Origin of the sequence: Hyalangium minutum, assembly GCF_000737315.1 — a bacterium.
In the GTDB taxonomy this organism is placed as follows: Bacteria; Myxococcota; Myxococcia; order Myxococcales; family Myxococcaceae; genus Hyalangium; species Hyalangium minutum.
The window spans coordinates 546322-562674 of sequence record NZ_JMCB01000006.1; the positions used below are offsets into that span (position 1 = coordinate 546322).

At 68.7% G+C, this 16353-nt stretch carries 15 protein-coding genes; 9 read left to right on the forward strand and 6 right to left on the reverse strand.

Annotated elements, in window-relative coordinates:
- The first annotated feature begins 37 nt into the window (after window positions 1-37).
- The 3 genes from DB31_RS17725 to DB31_RS17735 all read left to right on the forward strand — a co-directional run bounded on the left by DB31_RS17725 (window position 38) and on the right by DB31_RS17735 (window position 2906).
- Window positions 38-1447, forward strand: a complete 1410-nt coding sequence (locus tag DB31_RS17725; RefSeq protein ID WP_044189046.1) for a vWA domain-containing protein — start codon at window positions 38-40, stop codon at window positions 1445-1447.
- A gap of 17 nt (window positions 1448-1464) precedes the next feature.
- Entirely contained in the window at window positions 1465-2574 is a 1110-nt protein-coding gene (locus DB31_RS17730) for a coiled-coil domain-containing protein (protein ID WP_044190008.1), read from the forward strand.
- A 128-nt stretch (window positions 2575-2702) separates the two neighbouring features.
- Window positions 2703-2906: a YtxH domain-containing protein gene (locus DB31_RS17735; RefSeq protein ID WP_044189051.1), complete on the forward strand. Its 204-nt coding sequence runs from the start codon at window positions 2703-2705 to the stop codon at window positions 2904-2906.
- A 104-nt stretch (window positions 2907-3010) separates the two neighbouring features.
- Here DB31_RS17735 and DB31_RS17740 read toward each other — a convergent pair whose 3' ends face one another.
- Together DB31_RS17740 and DB31_RS17745 are read right to left on the reverse strand one after the other, a co-directional pair.
- Window positions 3011-3616, reverse strand: coding sequence for a hypothetical protein (locus tag DB31_RS17740; RefSeq protein ID WP_052420041.1), 606 nt, complete (start codon window positions 3614-3616; stop codon window positions 3011-3013).
- Window positions 3617-3635: 19 nt separating this feature from the next.
- Window positions 3636-4775: a hypothetical protein gene (locus DB31_RS17745; protein WP_052420042.1), complete on the reverse strand. Its 1140-nt coding sequence runs from the start codon at window positions 4773-4775 to the stop codon at window positions 3636-3638.
- A 161-nt stretch (window positions 4776-4936) separates the two neighbouring features.
- On the opposite strand from DB31_RS17745, the gene DB31_RS17750 reads away from it, so the two are divergent.
- The 4 genes from DB31_RS17750 (at window position 4937) to DB31_RS17765 (ending at window position 10035) form a co-directional block, all read left to right on the forward strand.
- Complete coding sequence (locus tag DB31_RS17750) at window positions 4937-5626, forward strand: hemerythrin domain-containing protein (protein ID WP_044189053.1); 690 nt, start codon at window positions 4937-4939, stop codon at window positions 5624-5626.
- A 105-nt stretch (window positions 5627-5731) separates the two neighbouring features.
- Window positions 5732-7717 carry a hypothetical protein gene (locus DB31_RS17755; protein WP_240486745.1) on the forward strand — a complete coding sequence of 662 codons (1986 nt, stop codon included), beginning with the start codon at window positions 5732-5734 and terminating at the stop codon, window positions 7715-7717.
- 14 nt (window positions 7718-7731) lie between these two features.
- Window positions 7732-8814 carry a hypothetical protein gene (locus DB31_RS17760; protein ID WP_044189072.1) on the forward strand — a complete coding sequence of 361 codons (1083 nt, stop codon included), beginning with the start codon at window positions 7732-7734 and terminating at the stop codon, window positions 8812-8814.
- A 60-nt stretch (window positions 8815-8874) separates the two neighbouring features.
- A complete protein-coding gene (locus DB31_RS17765) occupies window positions 8875-10035 on the forward strand; it encodes a MalY/PatB family protein (RefSeq protein WP_044190015.1) in 1161 nt (386 codons plus the stop codon).
- A gap of 12 nt (window positions 10036-10047) precedes the next feature.
- Here DB31_RS17765 and tmpT read toward each other — a convergent pair whose 3' ends face one another.
- From tmpT to DB31_RS17780, 3 genes are all read right to left on the reverse strand, one after another.
- Window positions 10048-10713, reverse strand: a complete 666-nt coding sequence (gene tmpT / locus DB31_RS17770) for a thiopurine S-methyltransferase (RefSeq protein WP_044189074.1) — start codon at window positions 10711-10713, stop codon at window positions 10048-10050.
- Between the two features lie 35 nt (window positions 10714-10748).
- Window positions 10749-11930: a PrnB family protein gene (locus DB31_RS17775; RefSeq protein ID WP_044189077.1), complete on the reverse strand. Its 1182-nt coding sequence runs from the start codon at window positions 11928-11930 to the stop codon at window positions 10749-10751.
- Between the two features lie 76 nt (window positions 11931-12006).
- Entirely contained in the window at window positions 12007-12702 is a 696-nt protein-coding gene (locus DB31_RS17780) for a DUF6875 domain-containing protein (protein ID WP_052420044.1), read from the reverse strand.
- 356 nt (window positions 12703-13058) lie between these two features.
- Between DB31_RS17780 and DB31_RS44875 the strand changes: the two genes are divergently transcribed.
- Both DB31_RS44875 and DB31_RS17790 read left to right on the forward strand, forming a co-directional pair.
- Window positions 13059-13712: a type 1 glutamine amidotransferase gene (locus DB31_RS44875; RefSeq protein ID WP_052420045.1), complete on the forward strand. Its 654-nt coding sequence runs from the start codon at window positions 13059-13061 to the stop codon at window positions 13710-13712.
- Window positions 13713-13774: 62 nt separating this feature from the next.
- Entirely contained in the window at window positions 13775-14794 is a 1020-nt protein-coding gene (locus DB31_RS17790) for a DUF6081 family protein (protein ID WP_052420046.1), read from the forward strand.
- A gap of 69 nt (window positions 14795-14863) precedes the next feature.
- On the opposite strand, the gene DB31_RS17795 is transcribed toward DB31_RS17790, so the two are convergent.
- The gene (locus DB31_RS17795) at window positions 14864-16342 is read right to left on the reverse strand and encodes a tryptophan 7-halogenase (RefSeq protein WP_044189079.1); all 1479 of its coding nucleotides are present in this window, start codon (window positions 16340-16342) and stop codon (window positions 14864-14866) included.
- Window positions 16343-16353 lie beyond the last annotated feature (11 nt).

Consider the following 16353-nt stretch of genomic DNA (forward strand, 5'->3'; position numbering starts at 1 on the left):
TATACCTGCGCCACTCCCCGCCTTCGAGGTGTGCCGCATGAACCGCACCACCCTGCTCCTGTCCGCCGCCGGACTGCTCGCGCTCGTTGCCCTGGCGCTGGGGCTGCCCAAGCCCCCTCCCACCACGGACACCACCCACACCCTGGCCCAGCCCGGCGAGCAGGAGCCCACGCTCACGCTGCCGCTGATCACCTCGGGCGAGGGCGCTCTGGTGTTGGAGGGCAAGCTGTCCGGGTCCTACATGCAGACCGGCCCCAGCGAGGCCTTCGCCGTCCTCGAGGTGAAGGCCCGGCAGCCCCAGAACCAGCACCGGGTGCCGGTGAACGTGGCGCTCGTCATCGACCGCTCCGGCTCCATGCGCGGGCAGAAGCTGGATGATGCGAAGAAGGCCGCGCGCGAGTTCGTGCAGCGGATGACGGACGTGGACCGGCTCGCGCTGGTGCACTACGGCACGAGCGTCACCACCTTCCCGAGCACGCTGGCCACCGAGGAGGCCCGCGCGCGGATGCTGGCCTTCGTGGACGGCATTGAAGATGACGGCTCCACCAACATCAGCGGTGGCATGGAGGCGGCCGCCCAGGAGCTGCGCCCGTACGTGAATCAGTTCCGCGTGAGCCGCGCCATCCTCCTGAGCGACGGGCAGCCCACCGCAGGCCTGGTGCGCGAGGAGGAGCTGACAGCGCTGGCCCGCCAGCTGCGCTCGCAGGGCATCGCCGTGAGCGCCCTGGGCGTGGGCGAGGACTTCAATGAGAACCTGATGCAGGGTGTGGCGGATCAGGGCGGCGGCTTCTCCGGCTTCCTCAACTCCTCCCAGCTGGCCGAGGTCTTCACCCGCGAGCTGGAGCAGGCCACCAACACCGTGGCGCGCTCGGTGGAGATGCGGCTGACGCTGCCCCCGCAGGTGACGACCGCCGAGGTCATGGGCACCAACGCCTACCGCGAGGGCCGCACCGTCCGGGTGCCGCTGTACGACATGGCCGGCGGCCAGTCGGCTCGGCTGACGGTGAAGCTGACGCTCGACCTGCAAGCGTCCGAGCAGCCGCTGGAGCTGCTGGATGCCAAGGTCTCCTACGTGGACGTGGAGAAGGACGTCCCGGCCGAGGCTCGCGTGGCGCTCAGCGCCCGGGCCACGGATGACGCCGTGCTGGTGCGCGCCAACCTGGACAAGGAGGTGCGCGTGCACGCGGTGCGGGCGCTGGGCTCGCAGCAGCTGCGCGCGGCGGCCGAGGAGATGAAGAAGGGCAACCGCACGGCGGCGCTCGGCTTCCTGGGCAACGCGCGCAAGCTGTTTGGCTCTTCCGCCTCGGCGCTGGCGGGGGAACTTGCGGACGTGGACCGGACCCAGGCAGCCTATGAGAATGCTCAGGATGAGGCCGCGCAGCGCGACCAGGCGCGGCAGCTCCAGAAGAAGACGATGAAGAGCTTCGGCCTCAACAACGCGTACTGACGTAGGAAGTGATCACCATGGCCTTCTCCCTGCAACTGCTCCACCGCGAGGACTTCGAGGGGCGCACCCTGCGTGCGCTGGCAGGAGGAGCGGCCGTGGGCATCTTCGCGGCCCTGGCCCAGCGCATCCTCCACGTCCCTGTCGACCCGGGCCTTGCGGTGGTGGCGGCGGCCCTGGCCAGCGCGAGGCCCGTGCTCGGCTACACCGCAGCGCTGCGGCTGGCGCTGTGCATCCTCCCGGCGCTCCCGTACTTCTTCGATGCCGAGAACCCGGTGCCCCAGGCCTTCTCGGGCGCCATCGCCGCGGCGCTGGTGGGTCTCGTGGGACAGGGCAGCGAGCGCGTGGGCAAGGCTCCCGAGGTGGCCGCGGGCGCGGTGGCCGCGGGCGCCCTGGTGCCGCTGGGCATGTACGTGCAGCAAGTGCTGGACGCGCGCTTCTTCCCCAACGGGGGACTGCTGAGCGCGCTCTTGGGCTTTACCTCCGTGGCCCTGTTCTGGAGCGTGGGCACGCTGGCCTCGCACCTGACGCTGCACGTGGATCCGGTGGAGTCCCGCGGCAGCACCCTGGAGAACACGCTGGAGGGCGAGGCCCAGGAGCTCGTGGGGCGCACGCTCGCCCTGTACCGGCAGTGCCTCGGGGTGGCGATGAAGATGGCGCCCGGCGCGGGGCGCAGCGAGCTGGTGGAGGTGCTGCGCAAGATGGCGCGCGAGGCCTTCACCCTCGCCGAGTCCCACTCGGGCCTGGAGGCCCAGCTGAAGTCCGTGGCGCAGACGGATGTGGATGCGCAGGTGAAGGATCTCCGCGCCCGAGCGGCGGCCACCGAGGATGCGGTGGCGCGGCGGCAGCTGGAGCTGGCCGCCTCCTCACTGGGTGAGGAGCTCAACCGGCTGGACACGCTGTCGCGCAAGCGAGAGCGGCTGCTGGCCCAGCTTCATGCACAGGTGGCGCTGCTTGAGCGCGCGCGCGTGTCCCTCGTGGGTGCCGCGGGCTCCGAGGCCAGCGCGAAGGGTGCTCAGGCGGCCCAGCTGGCCAAGCGGCTCGCGTCCATGGGCGAGGAGGCTCCTGCCCCCATCTCCGAGCCGGAGCAGGCGGCGGCTCAGCCCGCGCCTACGCGCGTCTCCCACTGAGGCGCACGGGGTGTATGGGAGCCTTTTCGAGCTCCCCCCTTTGCATTGCGCCCATCGTCCCTACCTTCCTGCCCGCATGACTGGGCTCCCCGCTCGAACGGGGCAGCCCCCTTTCCAGGGAGTGAGCCGTGACGAAGAAGGTTCTGCTGGGTGCGGTGCTGGGTGCGCTGGTGGCGGGGACTGGCTGCCACCGCAGCACGCGTGAGAACGCCGAGGACAAGGCGGAGCAGGCCGGTGACAAGATCGAGGACGCCGCCGACAAGGCCGCCGACAAGACCGAGGACGCCGTGGAGAAGGCGGGCGACAAGATCGAGGACGCCACCGACAAGTAAGAAGCACGCTCCGCCGCGCCGTGCGCAGCTCTCGCGCCCGCGCCGGGCCCTTGCGGAGAGACAGGCCGCAACTCCTGTGCGGCCTGCCTAGCTCCTGAGGGTGACTACTTCTTGGTGCCGTCCGCCGGAGCCGGGGTGCCCGCCGGAGCCGCCGCCGGCGGCGTGGGCTCAGGAATCTTGTTCTTCAGGGCGGGCGTCGCCTGCAGGTAGGCGAAGACGGCCTTGAGGTCCTCGTCCGTCATCGCGGCAGCGTTCTGCCAAGGCATCGGCGGGAGGATGGGACGGCCCTGGCCCATGTGCTTGCCCGTCCGCATGGCCTGGACGAACTGCTTCTCCGTCCAGCTGCCAATCCCCGTCTCCTTGTCCGAGGTGATGTTGGCCGCATAGCTCACCCCCCACGGCCCGGCCATCGCGGTGTTGGTGGCCAGGAAGGAGACGATCCACGGCCCCGAGGGGGCCGGCGGGGGCGGCAGCTGCATGCCCTCGGGGTGGCCCGAGAGCATCTTCGTCATGTCCGGGGCAGGCCCCTGAGGGCCCATGGCCAGCGGCGTGTGACAATCGTGGCAGCCCGCGATACGGACCAGATATTCACCACGCTGGGCCTGCTTGCTCATCTTGGGCTTGGCGGGCGTCTTGCCCTGTGCCACAGCGACGAGGGGAACAGCGACGGCCACCGCAGACGCCATCAACAGCACACGGCTCGGCTTCATTGCCACTCCTATGAATGACTTAGGGCTGAGTAGAGGTACTGCCAGACAGCACGGGGGCACTCCCTGGCCCCAGGCTCTCTGCGGCCCAGCGAGATAGCAGGGCCATTGCCTGGCCGTCTACCACTACGGTGCCCAACGGTGGCATTTGCGTCGCAGCCTGACGCGACCCCATCCTCAGCAGCGCCCCGCTGTGCTCCGGGCGCCCAGGCTCCAGGCGGAAGCGTGCATCCGGCGGCAGCCCCGCGGGACGGGCCCGCAGGGGAATCCCCACGGCCGTGGCCACGGCCCGCTCGCTCCCCAGCGCCCCCTGCCCCACCACGTGCCGGAAGGCGAGCCCCAGGCCCTTGAGCATCCCCTCGTCATTGTGGCAGTGCCCACAGTTGCCGTGCAGGTAGCCCAGCGCCGCGCGCTCGGTAGGCGTGCTCGCGGCGAGGCGTGGCGGCGTCTCTCGAAGCGCCCGAGGCAGGCGCTTGAGCAGGTTGTGCTCAACCAGATATTTCAGATCCACCCCAGGGGCGGGCACGGGCTCGGCGTGCAGAGCGTTCGGATCCCGATCCGTCGACAGCTGGAGCGCGCTGAAGCCCAGCACCTCCGTGTCCTGCCCCTGGTGACACGCTTTGCAGTCATTGAGGCTGGGAACAGCATGCCAGCGGCCTTCCTCCACCTCACAGGCCCCCGGAAGCCCCTGGCTCGGCACGAGCACGGCTTCGCTCTCGTCCGCCTGCCATGCGTACGAGGCATACAGCCACGTCCCATCCGCCTGGCGCTCCATGTAGCGTGTCTCCACGCGCCGGCCATGGAAGGAGAACTCTTTCCAGAATTTCGTGCCTACAGGGAAAACCCAGGCATTCGGCCGGGAGCCGTCGATGGCCTTCCCCGGCGGCAGGGAAACCCAGCGGCGCTTGAGTGCCCCGTCCGTCCAGAGGGGGTATTGGGGCGAGTACTCGAGGACTCGCGAGGCAACCCCGTGCTGGCGGATGTCCCCATAAAGCCCCGTCCCACTCAGGGTGGGGGGCGGAGCCCGCGGCCCTACCGGCGCCTTCGCGAGGGCCAGCCCCCCCCCGAGCACCCCCACCACCACGAGCCAGCCGAGCCACGCCCAGAAACCGGGGCGCCCGCCAGAGTCCCTTGCTTCATGCCGTTGAGCCGCGCTCACCATACGAGCCCCGGAGTGTGCCAGCAGTCCGCCCCGTTGGCACGCGACAGGCCCCCGGCCCCCGTCTCCCCCCCGTTTTCCGAGAACTGTCGTCATCGGGTTGAGAAGCGGACCAAACCCAGGGAGAATGATTCTGTCCCCTACCTGACAAGGAAGCTTTATCCATGTCCACCCCTTCCACGCCCCCCCGCTATGACTTCTACAGTCCCATCCACAAGGGCCTGCGTCGCACGATGTCCCGGCTGCTGGAACGGATGGGCTCAGCCAACTTCGCGGATGCCGCGCAGAGCAGCGCCATTCTTGGTGAGCTGCGCGTCCTGCTCGAGGCCTGTAGCCACCACATCAAGCACGAGAACACCTTCATTCACCCCACGATCGAGGAGCGGCTGAAGGGAGCCTCGAGCAAGACCGCCCAGGAGCACGAGGGGCACCGCAAGGAGCTGGCCGAGCTGCAGCATCAGGCGGACGCCCTGCAGCAGGCGCCGGAGCAAGCCCGGCCCGCCCTGGCGCACACGCTGTATCTGTCCTTCAGCCGCTTCGTCGGCGAGAACCTGGCCCACATGGCCGAGGAGGAGCAGGAGCTGATGGGCAAGCTCCACGCCCACTTCTCCGACGCGGAGCTGATGGCCATGGAGGGGAAGATCCTCTCCACCATCGCCCCGGATCTGATGATGACCTTCATGACCATGATGATCCCGGCCATGAACCGGGACGAGCGGGCCGCCGTGCTCGGTGGCATGAAGCAGGCGGCGCCCCCGGAGGCCTTCAACGCCGTTCTCCAGGTGGCCGCGCGGCCGAACCTCGACACCGCGGACTGGCAGGACCTCACCCGCAAGCTGGGTGTCTCTGCCTGAAGCCCTGCCGAACCCCAGCCGCTCCGGCTGGGGCATCTTCCCTCTCAAGTTCCTAGTCTAGTAAGGACTTGGCCCTCACTCCTTGGCTGCCACGAAATGCTACAGATGATGAATCCTGCTTCCCTGTTCTCCCGGGCGCCCGCTCACGCAGCGCCTGTGTCCCTCTCGGTGTGGCCGCGCCTGCTCGCCTGCGCGCTGCTGCTGCCAGCCCTGGCCTGCAACCTCTTGGACGTCTCCAGCACGGAGAACCTCGCCGACGGCCGTGGCGCGCGCGTCTTCGACCCGTACCAGTCGTCCAACTCGGGCGCCATTCGCCTGTCCCTGCAGTGGTACAACGGCTGCGCGGTGATCCCCACGGGCCAAGTCGTGCCGAAGAACTCCGCGGACATCGACTACCCCGCGGACTACCCGGACGACTGCCCCAGCTCCATCGCCATTGATGGCGTCCCGCCGTACGCGCCCCCGGGGAAGATCACCCTGGTCACCAACACCAACTACTTCTTCAACCAGTTCACGGTGACCGACACCCGCGTCAACCTGCACACCAACTCCAAGGCTCTGTCGGAGCCGCTGAACTGGATCACCAAGGAGTCGCGCTTCAAGAGCCTGGACTGGTCCGGCGTGGGCCTGGTGAACGACGACTGGGTCTACCAAGTGGGAGTGCCTGGCGTGAGCCAGGACCGGTGGCACCGCATCGTCAACTTCGAGAACGCCGCCTGGCGCAGGGCCACGGGAGACACCTTCAAGGTGGAGATCCTCGACTCGGAGGGCACGGTGCGTGGCACTCCCGTCGAGTACTCGCGCGCGGAGTTCCTCGTGAGCACGCCGTACGCCGGGCACTCGCACTTCGGCTGGCGCATGGAGAATGTCCTGCCTCCGCGCTTCCCGGGAGACTTGGAGACGCACGCGCTGCCGGAGATCCCCGGCTATCCCCCCCAGGCCCCGGTGTTCCGCACCACCGCCCGTCTGGACATCGTGGGCAGCACCAACCCCTTCAAGACGTTCCGCGTGCCGGATCTGCAAGGCGAGGGCGCCGTGCGGGTGACGTGGAGCCAGATGCCCAACGAGCCGTTCTACTTCCCGGTGACGTTCGTGGCCCCGCAGGATCTGCCGGTCACCTGCTTCGCCGAGGACGGGACCACCAGCGCCCAGTGCGGCTTCGGCGTTGATCCCAACCTGCGCATCGTCGCGCCGACCAACGGCAAGTACTTCGAGCCGGGCGAGGTGATGAACCTCTTCATCGACGTGCGGGACACCAACGGCAAGCGGCTGCACACGCCGGACATGCTGCCCAGCGGCGTCGCGGCGGTGAGCAACCAGAGCAACGGCCTGCTCTACCCGAGCCTGCCCTACATCGAGCGCACCCTCGAGCTGGACATGATCCCCATCGTCAACATCGCGGGGCCGATCCACAAGCTGATCAACCGCAGCAACCCGAAGGAGCCGGCGCAGTATTTCACGAATGGGTACTCGTACTCGACGCCCAGCGAGACGGCGACCACGCCGCTGAACTCCGCGGAGTTCGGCCAGGAGTGGGCCACGCGCGTCGGCACGCAGCTGCCCCCCAACGCCGAGCCCGGCACGTACGTGGCACTCATCAAGTTCAACCGCTACTTCGGCGGCGAGCGCCTGGCGAAGATCAAGCCCTACTTCTTCCAGGTGGGCACGGAGAAGCGCACCACCTATCCGGGCAAGATTGGCAACTGCCAGATCTGCCACCGCGGCGTGCTCTCGCTGGACAACCTGCGCCACGGCCTGGCGGTGGACCACGTGGAGGCCTGCAAGTCGTGCCACCAGTACGAGACGTCCAACGGCGGCACGGTGATGGAGAACCTGCACAAGATTCACATGCGCTCGCCGAAGTTCCCGGGGTCCAAGTCTGACTGCACCGTGTGCCACCTGACGAGGGACAGCGCCACCCGCCCCAGCCTCTATGCGTGCGGCACGTGCCACCCTTCGGCGCACAACGCCGAGTACTTCGCGGCCCAGTTCCTCACCGGCACCGAGCCGAGCCGCTACGGCAACTGCGCCCAGCAGTGCCATGGCAATTCTGACACCTTGCCCAAGAGCCACTTCCTCCCCGCTGAGTGAGAGATTCCAACACCATGAATCGCCATGTCCGTTCCGCCCTCCTCCTGGGCGCCAGCCTGCTGGGAGCCGGCTGTGAGCAGTCCACCAACCCGGGGACCTCTTCCTTCGTCCCCGAGATCCAGTACGTGTCGCCCGAGAGCGTCACCCTCACCACCCGCGTCTCCGGGGTGGCGTGGGATCCCGAGGCGTTCTTCATGAGCCTGGCCACGTGCGGCCCCACCTGCCCCATTCCGCCCTTCATTTCCGAGGGCATGCCGCTGTATCAGCGCTCGGCGATCCGCGGCGGCTCCGTCTCCGCGCTGGACCCCACCAACGGGGCGACGGTGGGTGACCCGTCCAGCACGGACGGGGTGGGCATCTGGGTGCTCCCCAAGGTGCCCAGCCGCAACACCGCGCCTTACTTCATCGTCTCGGCGAGCCAGGGCGCGCTTCCCACCGAGCAGATCGGCCCGCCGCTGCCGGCCATTCCCCCCACCCAGTACCTGAAGACGCTCACGCTGCGCCCCATCAAGACGGTGAGCGGCTCGTGCGTCTCCATGGAGGCGGTGCACGTGGGCTCCACGGGCGTGCTGCAGGCGGTCGCCAAGCAGCTGTCGTCCCAGGGCAAGCCCACCGTCGTCTCGGATCTGCTGGACCCCACCCAGTACCACTCGGTGACCGTGGTCGGCATGTTCCACGCGGGCAACGCGGCGCTCCGGGCCCCCGCGGCGGGGACCGGCTTGTCCGCCACCTCGACGACGGGCAGCGGCGCGCCGGTCTCCTACCCGGTGTACCACATCGACTGGGCGCCGCCGGGGACGCCCCCGAGCAACCTGCGCTCGGATCGCGGCTTCATCGTCTCCGCGACAGACAAGTCGCCGGTGGGCTTCGCCGTGGTGCTCGTCCCCGCGACCCTGCCGCGTCCGGCGGCGATCACCTACACGGTGACCGACCCGGTGGAGGACGCCGTGGCGCGCCGGCCCTGGGTTTACATGCCCATCACGGCCCCGCCTACGCCGGGGATTGTCACCTTCCTGGGCATCCAGATGGGCTACCAGCCGCCGTCCATCCCGCTGTTCCAGTTGCCTCCGCCGCCGGGCGCCTGCGTCCCGCTGTAGTCAGCGGCCTCCCAGGGGGAGGGGCTCCCTCCCCCTCCCCTCACCCCAGGGCCCATGGACATGGCTTCCCACTTCGATGAGCCGCTGGCGCGCGGCACCAGTGACAGCTTCAAGTGGCGCAAGTACCCGGCGGACGTCCTGCCCATGTGGGTGGCGGACATGGACTTCCGCTCGCCCGAGCCGGTCCTCCAAGCCCTGCATGAGCGCATCTCGCATGGGGTCTTCGGCTATCCGCTGGAGCCCCTGCCCGAGCTCATCGAGAGCGTCACCGGCTATCTGCTCGAGCACCACGGCTGGCGGGTGCCGCCCGAGGCCATTGTCCTGCTGCCCGGCCTCATCCCCGGCTTCAACGTCGCCTGCCGGGCCGTCGCGCAGCCGGGAGACGGCGTCCTGCTCCACGTCCCCGCCTACCCGCCGCTGCTGCAGTGTCCGCTGAACATGGGGCTGCGCCGGGACGAGGTGCGGATGGTGCGCGGCGCCAGCGGCCAGTACGAGGTGGACTGGGACTCCTTCCAGCAGGCGCTGCATCCCCGCTCGCGGGTGATGTTGCTGTGCAACCCCCACAACCCCCTGGGGCGCGTGTTCACGCGGGAGGAGCTCACCCGCATGGCGGAGGCCTGCCTGCGCCAGGAGCTGATCATCGTCTCGGACGAGATTCACTGTGACTTGGTGTTCCGAGGCCACCGGCACACGTGCATGGCCATGCTCAGCCCGGAGGTGGAGGCGCGCACCATCACCCTCATGTCCCCGAGCAAGACGTTCAATTTGGCGGGGCTGAAGATGGCGTTCGCAGTCATTCCGGACGCACAGCTGCGCCAGCGCTTCCTTGCGGCGAGGGCGGACATGCTGCCCTCGCCCAACATCCTCGGAGGGGTGGCGATGCAGGCCGCCTACCGCCAAGGCCAGCCGTGGCTGCGCGAGCTGCGGGAGTACCTGGAGGCCCAGCGCGGCTTCCTGGTGGACTTCGTGAGCCGGCACCTGCCCGGAGTCCGCATGGTGGCCCCCGAGGGGACCTACCTGGCCTGGCTGGACTGCCGCGAGGCGGGGCTCCCCGGCAACGCCACCACCTTCTTCCTGGAGCAGGCGCGGGTGGCGCTCAGCCCTGGAGAGAGCTTTGGCCCGGGCGGCGAGGGCTGCGTCCGGCTCAACTTCGGCTGCACGCGGGCGCACCTGAGCGAGGGCCTGGAGCGCATGCGCCAGGCGATGGCGCGCATGCGCTGAACCGGGTGCGCCTCAGCGGCCCGCCTTGGGCGTCAGCAGCCAGGCGCTCTTGGCCGTTGAAATCCGCTGCGTGGGCGGCCCTACCACCTCCTCGCCCTGTCCCACCTGCTCGAGCTGGAACCGCTCCCCCCAGAGGCGGTGGACCTCTTCGGAAGGAATGGAGAAGGGTGGGCCCGGGAAGGTGTTCGATTGGTAGGCCACGGTGAGCAACAGGCCGCTCGTGCTGGGGGCCAGCATCTCGCGCTGGAAGTGCTCGGCGTAGCGCTCGCGCATCGCCGGCGGCAGCGCGATCAACGACGCCCGGTCATAGAAAGCAGCCAGGGGCCCCGTCTGCCGGGCGCTCAACTGGAAGAAGTCCCCCTCGTAGAGGGTGATGGGCTGGTGCTTGGCGCGATGGACGCGGAAGGGGCCCTCGGTGACCGGCGTGGCGGCCTCGATGCGGTTCTCGGAGAAGAAGGCCTCACAGGCGATCGGGCTGAGCTCGACCCCCACCACCTGGTAGCCCTGAGACACCAGCCACAGCATATCCAGCGACTTGCCGCACAGGGGCACGAAGACCGTCGCGCCCCGGGCGAGCCCGAGCCGCTCAAAGTGCGCGCCGAGGAACTTCTCGACCTCGGGTTGGTGGAAGGCGATCTGCCCCTGCTGCCAGCGCTCGTGCCAGAACTGACTCTCCATGCCGTCGTGTCTCCCGTGCCGCCGCGCCTGGCGCCTCAGCGAATAAGGTAGCTGTGCGTCTCGTCGCGGTGCTTCTTGAGGTAGTGCGTGAAGGGGGTACCGCCCGTGCCTTGATCGTGAGAGCCACCCTGGGCGGTGGCATGCTCGCGGGCGGGCTGAATGATGTAGCGGGCCGTCATCTCCATGTGCTTCTGGCGGAAGCTGCCCAGCAGCTCCAGGCAGCCATTGTAGGCCTCCACGAGCTCGGGCGGGCGGCGCGCGAGCAGGTAGTCCCGGACCGAGGGCCCGCGCTCCACGGACTCGAGGAAGGCCAGATGCGCGGGGGGCATGTAGCGGCGCAGCTCCAGCAGGTACTGGTGCATCGTGTCCTGCGAGTGCCTCACCCCCAGCACCGCGTCGAGCAGCGGCAGCAGCACGCTCTGCGCGGCGCTGGCTCCCGCGAACGGCTGCGGCTGATCCCCGAACTCCTGGACGCCCTCGTACCGCACCGGCAGCTGGAGGAAGCCGTGGAGGAAGGGTTGGATGCGGCTGAAGAAGATGGAGGGCTCGCACCGCTCCGTCATGCGCATCAGCACGCGCTCCACCTCCTGCTGGGCGCTGGCGATGCGCCGCAGCTGCTGCAGCAGCTGCTCGGGCCTGTCCGCCACCACCGCCTCCTGAGCGGCGGCCGCGGCTGGAACCAAGGGCGCGCCCCGGGCCTCGAGCTCCACGTGCACGAGGATGAACCAGGACTCGTCCAGCCCGCCCAGGAAAGCCTGCTGCAGCAGCAGGTTGCCCAGGGCAATGGGGCCCTCGGCATCCACCCGCCTCCAGTTGTTCAGCGCGTGCGAGCTGTAGGAGAGCACCGGTGGACGCCCCAGCCGCCGGGCCACCTGCACCCAGGGTACCGCCACGCTGCGGGGGAAGCTCAGCTGCGGCTGTTGCCGCCCCTTCTCCCAGACGGCCGCGTGCCCGAAGAAGGACAGCAGCATCATGGCCCGCTCCAGGTGGCGCGGCTCCTGGAGCAACCCCACCTCCAACACGGGCAGCTGCTCCATGCGCTCACGGGCCCTGCCGGCGGCCAGCAGCCCCGGGAGCTCCCGGCCCAGCTCATCCCACGGCGCGAAGGCCGTGGGCAGCCTCAGGCACGGGTCCTCCTCGGGAAGAAAGCCCCGCTGGAGGTGAGCGGACGAAGCGGCGGCGAAGCCCTCCGCTCCCACCGCCTGCGCCTCGTTCATGCGTGTCTCCACGGTGTACTCCCTCGGGGCACCTTGGCGGGCTTGCGCCCCGGTGCCCAGCCCAGCTCATCCCCTGTCACGGCTGCTGAAAACGGCCCAGTGTCTCCTGCAGCCTGCGCACTTCCTCAGGCGCCAGTCGACAGTGTCTGCGCTCGATGAAGCTCTTGAGCTCGTTACATCCGTCCTGCCCGAACCGCCGCAGATACGTCTCCAAGAATCCCAGGTCCTCATAGAGAAAGGCCACATCCGGCCGGACCATGGTGCGAATCACCAGCAGCGGCGGCGAGGAGCGCAGCGGATGCCAGGCCGGGTTGCGCAGGCCCGTCTTCGCGCAGGCCGGGTAGAACTCGCCCAGCATCAGCCCTTCCTTCACGAAGGCGGGCTTGAGCCGCTCGTGCAGGGCCTTCATGAACTCCGCCTCCTGCTCGCCGGGCATGCCCGTGAAGATCGTCACGATGGCCTTGAACTGCCCCAGGCTGTGCTCCACCGGCTCCTTCTCCAGGAAGTACCGGCGCATCACGTGAAACGCCTGCTCCACCTCGTCCACGCGCAGGTGCGGCTGATCCATCACCGTCAGGTGATACAGCCGGCGCTGGATGGATTTCTCGACCCAGGGGCACACCGGCCCCGGCCGCCCCAGCTCCGCGTGAGGCCGCGTCAGGTAATCACGAGACCAGCGCGCGACCGCCCGGAGATAGCTCATCTCCTCCTCGCTGGCCCCCTCCAGCCGCGAACCTTCCTCCAGGTTCAGCACATCCAGCGCCTGATACATCGCGGGAAGCGGTAGCGCGGGCGTCTCTTCACCCTGCGCTGTGATCAGGTTGAGCCTTTCGGCTCTCTTGCTGGCTCCTACCTTGGAAACGCCAGGGATTCTCAGCGAGGGCTCGGAGGGGGGAAGCATCAAAAGCACCTCACAACGATGAGGGGGTAAGAAATCAGTGAAAACCTGATTTCTTCTCGTTGTCTAATTGTCTGGAACAATTTTACTCTCAAAAAAGCCGGTAGAAAAGCGAACAACACGTATCAATTTCGCGGCGGTGGAATGCGCACATCCAGCGACTGATACCGACGGGCCAGCGGGGGGTGGCACCTTGGTGGCGCTCGCGAGGCAGGACTACACTGCGTCCCATGCGCGTCCTCTACCTCTCTCAGATCATGTCGCATGATCATCCGCGCCGCGCCGCGTTGCCGGACGAGCGGAAGATGATCGCTCCTTTGTTTCAGGAGCTGGAAACCCAGGTCCACGTGGTGGATGCCACCTGCGAGCCCCTGCCGGATCCGCGCGAGTATGCCGGCGTGCTGGTGGGCGGCAGCGCGGGCTCGGCCAATGACACCGAGCCGTGGCGGCTGCGGCTGCGCGAGTGGATGGGCACCTGGCAGCAGGTGCCGCTGTTGGGTATCTGCGGCGGCCACCAGCTGCTGGCCCACGCGCTGGGCGCGCGCGTGCAGAAGATGGCCCGGGTGCAGGTAGGAGTGCACCCGCTCCAGCTGCCGGACATCCCCGGGTTCTCGGGCTGGGTGATGCACATGCACAGCGAGCACGTGGTGGATGTGCCTCCCGGAGCCACCGTCTGGGCGGAGGACGTGGCGGGAATCCAGGCCCTGCGCTTCCCCGGACACCGGTGGACGGTGCAGTTTCACCCGGAGATGCCCGAAGAGGTGGCCTACAGCTCGGGCCGCAGCATGGGCGCCACCGCCGAGAGCTGGCCACAGCGCGAGGTGCGCGCCGCCGTCTCGGATGGCAAGGCCCTCATCCGCACCTGGCTGGACGGCCTGCGCTAGCGCCGCAGCCTGGCGCCGTGGCCGCCCCCGCCCGCCTCCCCCCCCCCGAAAGGCAGTGCCTGATGACGACCGAGAAGCAAGCCGCGCAGTCCGCCCCGAGCGCTTCGCCGCCGCAGCCGTCCCCGCTCCTCCTGGAGCGCTTCGACAGCCCCTTCTCCGTGGGGACACCCGGGGCGCGGTGGGCCTTTTTCTCCGTGGGCCCCGTCCCATTCAACGATGGGCTGGCTCAGACGTCTCCGGACGGGCTCTGGTTGGTGCCTCCGGGGCGGAATCCCCGCACGGGCGAGCCCGCCTACAGCCTGTCTCAAGTGCCGGAGAAGAGCGCGGACGAAGTCCCCGGCCAGTTCGACCACTGCAAGTGGCTGGTGTTCAGCACGCACAAGGCCTCCACGGGCCTGCCAGGCTTCGACGCGGTGCGCGGTGAGGAGCTCGCCTTCGAGGCGTGGATGACCGGCCGGACCTTCGGCACGAAGGCCCACCCTTTCGGCCCGGCGGTGCGCAACCCGGAGGAGGATTTCCGCCTGGCGACGTTCGGGCAGAACACGATCGACGTGGAGACCGGCATGGTCTTCGACTTCCTCTTCACCAACGAGCAGATCTACGCGCTGTACGAGCGCCTGCCCTTCGCACGGACGCCGCAGAACCCCTACGCGGCCTTCACCTACGCCATCCCCCTGGCCCGGCGGACCCCGGAGGCGGTGCACCACGTGAAGATCGCCTATGACCGGGCGGCGGGCACGGTGCGGTGGGAGCTCGAGGGGAAGGAAGTCTTCCGCGTGGACAAGCTGGGCCGCAGCCTCGACTCGCGGTGGCTCATCGGAGATCACGGCGGGCAGGAGCAGGACGTCGAGCTGCGCCAGCTCAACGTGGGCTTCGGGTTGTTCTCCCTGCTCGACTGCTTCCTGGAGGGCCGTGGCCTCGTGCGGCTCTCGGGCCAGCCCGACTTCTACGTGCTTCCCCCAGCGAAGCCGGGGCAGGCGGCGGGGTTCGCCGACGAGCAGAGCCACGCCAGCAACCGCCTGTTCGGCCAGGGCGCGGAGCTGCGCATGCGGCAGTGCAACGTCTCCAGCACCCCGCGCTGAACCCCTGAGCGCCCCTCTCCCCAGGAGCGCGGAGCGCTCCCTGGGGATGGACGGCACGGGCGCCGAGGCTCAGCGCGCCTCGGAGGAGAGCTCGATGGGATGCTCCATCCAGCGGAAGCCATCGTCCGTGGCCACCAGGCCGCCGGGGAACATCGGCTTCTCCCGGGGGCGCTGGTCACCTTGGTTGGCCTGCGCGAGGATCTGCGAGCGCACGTCGTGGTACCCGTCGATGATGTCGTCCGGCTTGGGCGCGTCGTCCGTCTCGCGGTGCGTCTCCGCCATGCGCGAGCCAATGCCCTCGCGATCCTGGAAGAACTCGTGCGCGGAGGTGCTGCCGGCCACCAGGCGGATGAACTGCTCGTTGGCCTTCTCCTCGGTGTTGATGACCTTGCGCGCGGCCCAGAAGTAGGACTCCACCTCCTGCTCCATGTCGTAGAAGGAGAGCAGGAAGTCGTAGAAGACGCCGTACTCCTTGCGGTAGCGCTTCTCGTATTCCTCCATGCAGCGCTCCTCGTTCACCTCTCCGCGCAGGAAGGTGTTGATGGAGCGTGAGGCGAGCAGGGCCGAGTAGGTGGCCAGGTGCACGCCGCTGGACAGCAGCGGATCCACGAAGCACGCCGTGTCTCCGAGCAGCACCATGCCCGGACGCCAGAAGCGGCTGTTCATGTAGGACCAGTCGCGCCGGATGCGGATCTTCCCGTAGAGCTCGTGGTCCTCGATGCGCTGAGCGTTGGCCAGGTACTCGCTGATGATGGGGCTCTGGCGAATGAACTCGAGGTAGGCCTTCTCGTGGCCGAGCTCGCGGATGCGGTCCGCGGACTCCACGGGCACCACCGCGCCCACGCTGGTCAGGTCGCTGTTGTGGGTGAGGGGGATGTACCAGAACCAGCCTTCCTTGAAGGCCGCGGTGAGGATGTTGCCCTGGTTGGGCGCCGGCAGGCGCTTGCCGCCGCGCCAGTAGGCGAAGATGGCCAGGTTGCGGAAGAACTTGGACCACACGCGCTCGCCCACGTGGGTGTAGAGCGTGCCGGTGTTGCCCGAGGCGTCGGCCACATACCGGCCCCGCACCTCGCGCGGCTGGCCTGTCTCATCCTCGTAGCGCAGCCCCACCACGCGGCCGTTCTCCTCGATGACGCCGCGCACGGTCTGCTGCTCGCGGACCACCGCGCCCTTGCGCTTGGCGTTCTGCAGCAGGATGTTGTCGAACTTGGCGCGCTCGACCTGGAACGCGTAGCCGCGGCCGAAGGCGCCGCCCAGCAGCGGCGTGTCCCGGAAGTTGAAGGTCCAGGGCTCCGGACTGCGGCCCCACTTCAAGGTGCCGCCGTTCTTCGTGGTGAAGCCCGCCTGGTGGATCTCCTCGTACACGCCGAGCAGCTTGCAGATGCCCTGCACCGTGGAGGGAAGCAGCGACTCGCCAATCTGGTAGCGCGGGAACTTCTCCTTCTCCAGCAGCAACACCCGGTGGCCCTGCTGCGCGACAAACGCGGCCAAGGACGAGCCGGCAGGACCTCCGCCCACGACGATCAGATCAAATTGTTCGGCTGCCATCTCGACACCTT

What these genes read in the sequence shown, in the direction of transcription:
- DB31_RS17725 (WP_044189046.1), top strand. Translation starts at nt 38, where the DNA reads ATGAACCGCACCACCCTGCTCCTGTCCGCCGCCGGACTGCTCGCGCTC.
- DB31_RS17730 (WP_044190008.1), top strand. Translation starts at nt 1,465, where the DNA reads ATGGCCTTCTCCCTGCAACTGCTCCACCGCGAGGACTTCGAGGGGCGC.
- DB31_RS17740 (WP_052420041.1), bottom strand. Translation starts at nt 3,616, where the DNA reads ATGAAGCCGAGCCGTGTGCTGTTGATGGCGTCTGCGGTGGCCGTCGCT.
- DB31_RS17745 (WP_052420042.1), bottom strand. Translation starts at nt 4,775, where the DNA reads ATGGTGAGCGCGGCTCAACGGCATGAAGCAAGGGACTCTGGCGGGCGC.
- DB31_RS17750 (WP_044189053.1), top strand. Translation starts at nt 4,937, where the DNA reads ATGTCCACCCCTTCCACGCCCCCCCGCTATGACTTCTACAGTCCCATC.
- DB31_RS17755 (WP_240486745.1), top strand. Translation starts at nt 5,732, where the DNA reads ATGATGAATCCTGCTTCCCTGTTCTCCCGGGCGCCCGCTCACGCAGCG.
- DB31_RS17760 (WP_044189072.1), top strand. Translation starts at nt 7,732, where the DNA reads ATGAATCGCCATGTCCGTTCCGCCCTCCTCCTGGGCGCCAGCCTGCTG.
- DB31_RS17765 (WP_044190015.1), top strand. Translation starts at nt 8,875, where the DNA reads ATGGCTTCCCACTTCGATGAGCCGCTGGCGCGCGGCACCAGTGACAGC.
- tmpT (WP_044189074.1), bottom strand. Translation starts at nt 10,713, where the DNA reads ATGGAGAGTCAGTTCTGGCACGAGCGCTGGCAGCAGGGGCAGATCGCC.
- DB31_RS17775 (WP_044189077.1), bottom strand. Translation starts at nt 11,930, where the DNA reads ATGAACGAGGCGCAGGCGGTGGGAGCGGAGGGCTTCGCCGCCGCTTCG.
- DB31_RS17780 (WP_052420044.1), bottom strand. Translation starts at nt 12,702, where the DNA reads ATGTATCAGGCGCTGGATGTGCTGAACCTGGAGGAAGGTTCGCGGCTG.
- DB31_RS44875 (WP_052420045.1), top strand. Translation starts at nt 13,059, where the DNA reads ATGCGCGTCCTCTACCTCTCTCAGATCATGTCGCATGATCATCCGCGC.
- DB31_RS17790 (WP_052420046.1), top strand. Translation starts at nt 13,775, where the DNA reads ATGACGACCGAGAAGCAAGCCGCGCAGTCCGCCCCGAGCGCTTCGCCG.
- DB31_RS17795 (WP_044189079.1), bottom strand. Translation starts at nt 16,342, where the DNA reads ATGGCAGCCGAACAATTTGATCTGATCGTCGTGGGCGGAGGTCCTGCC.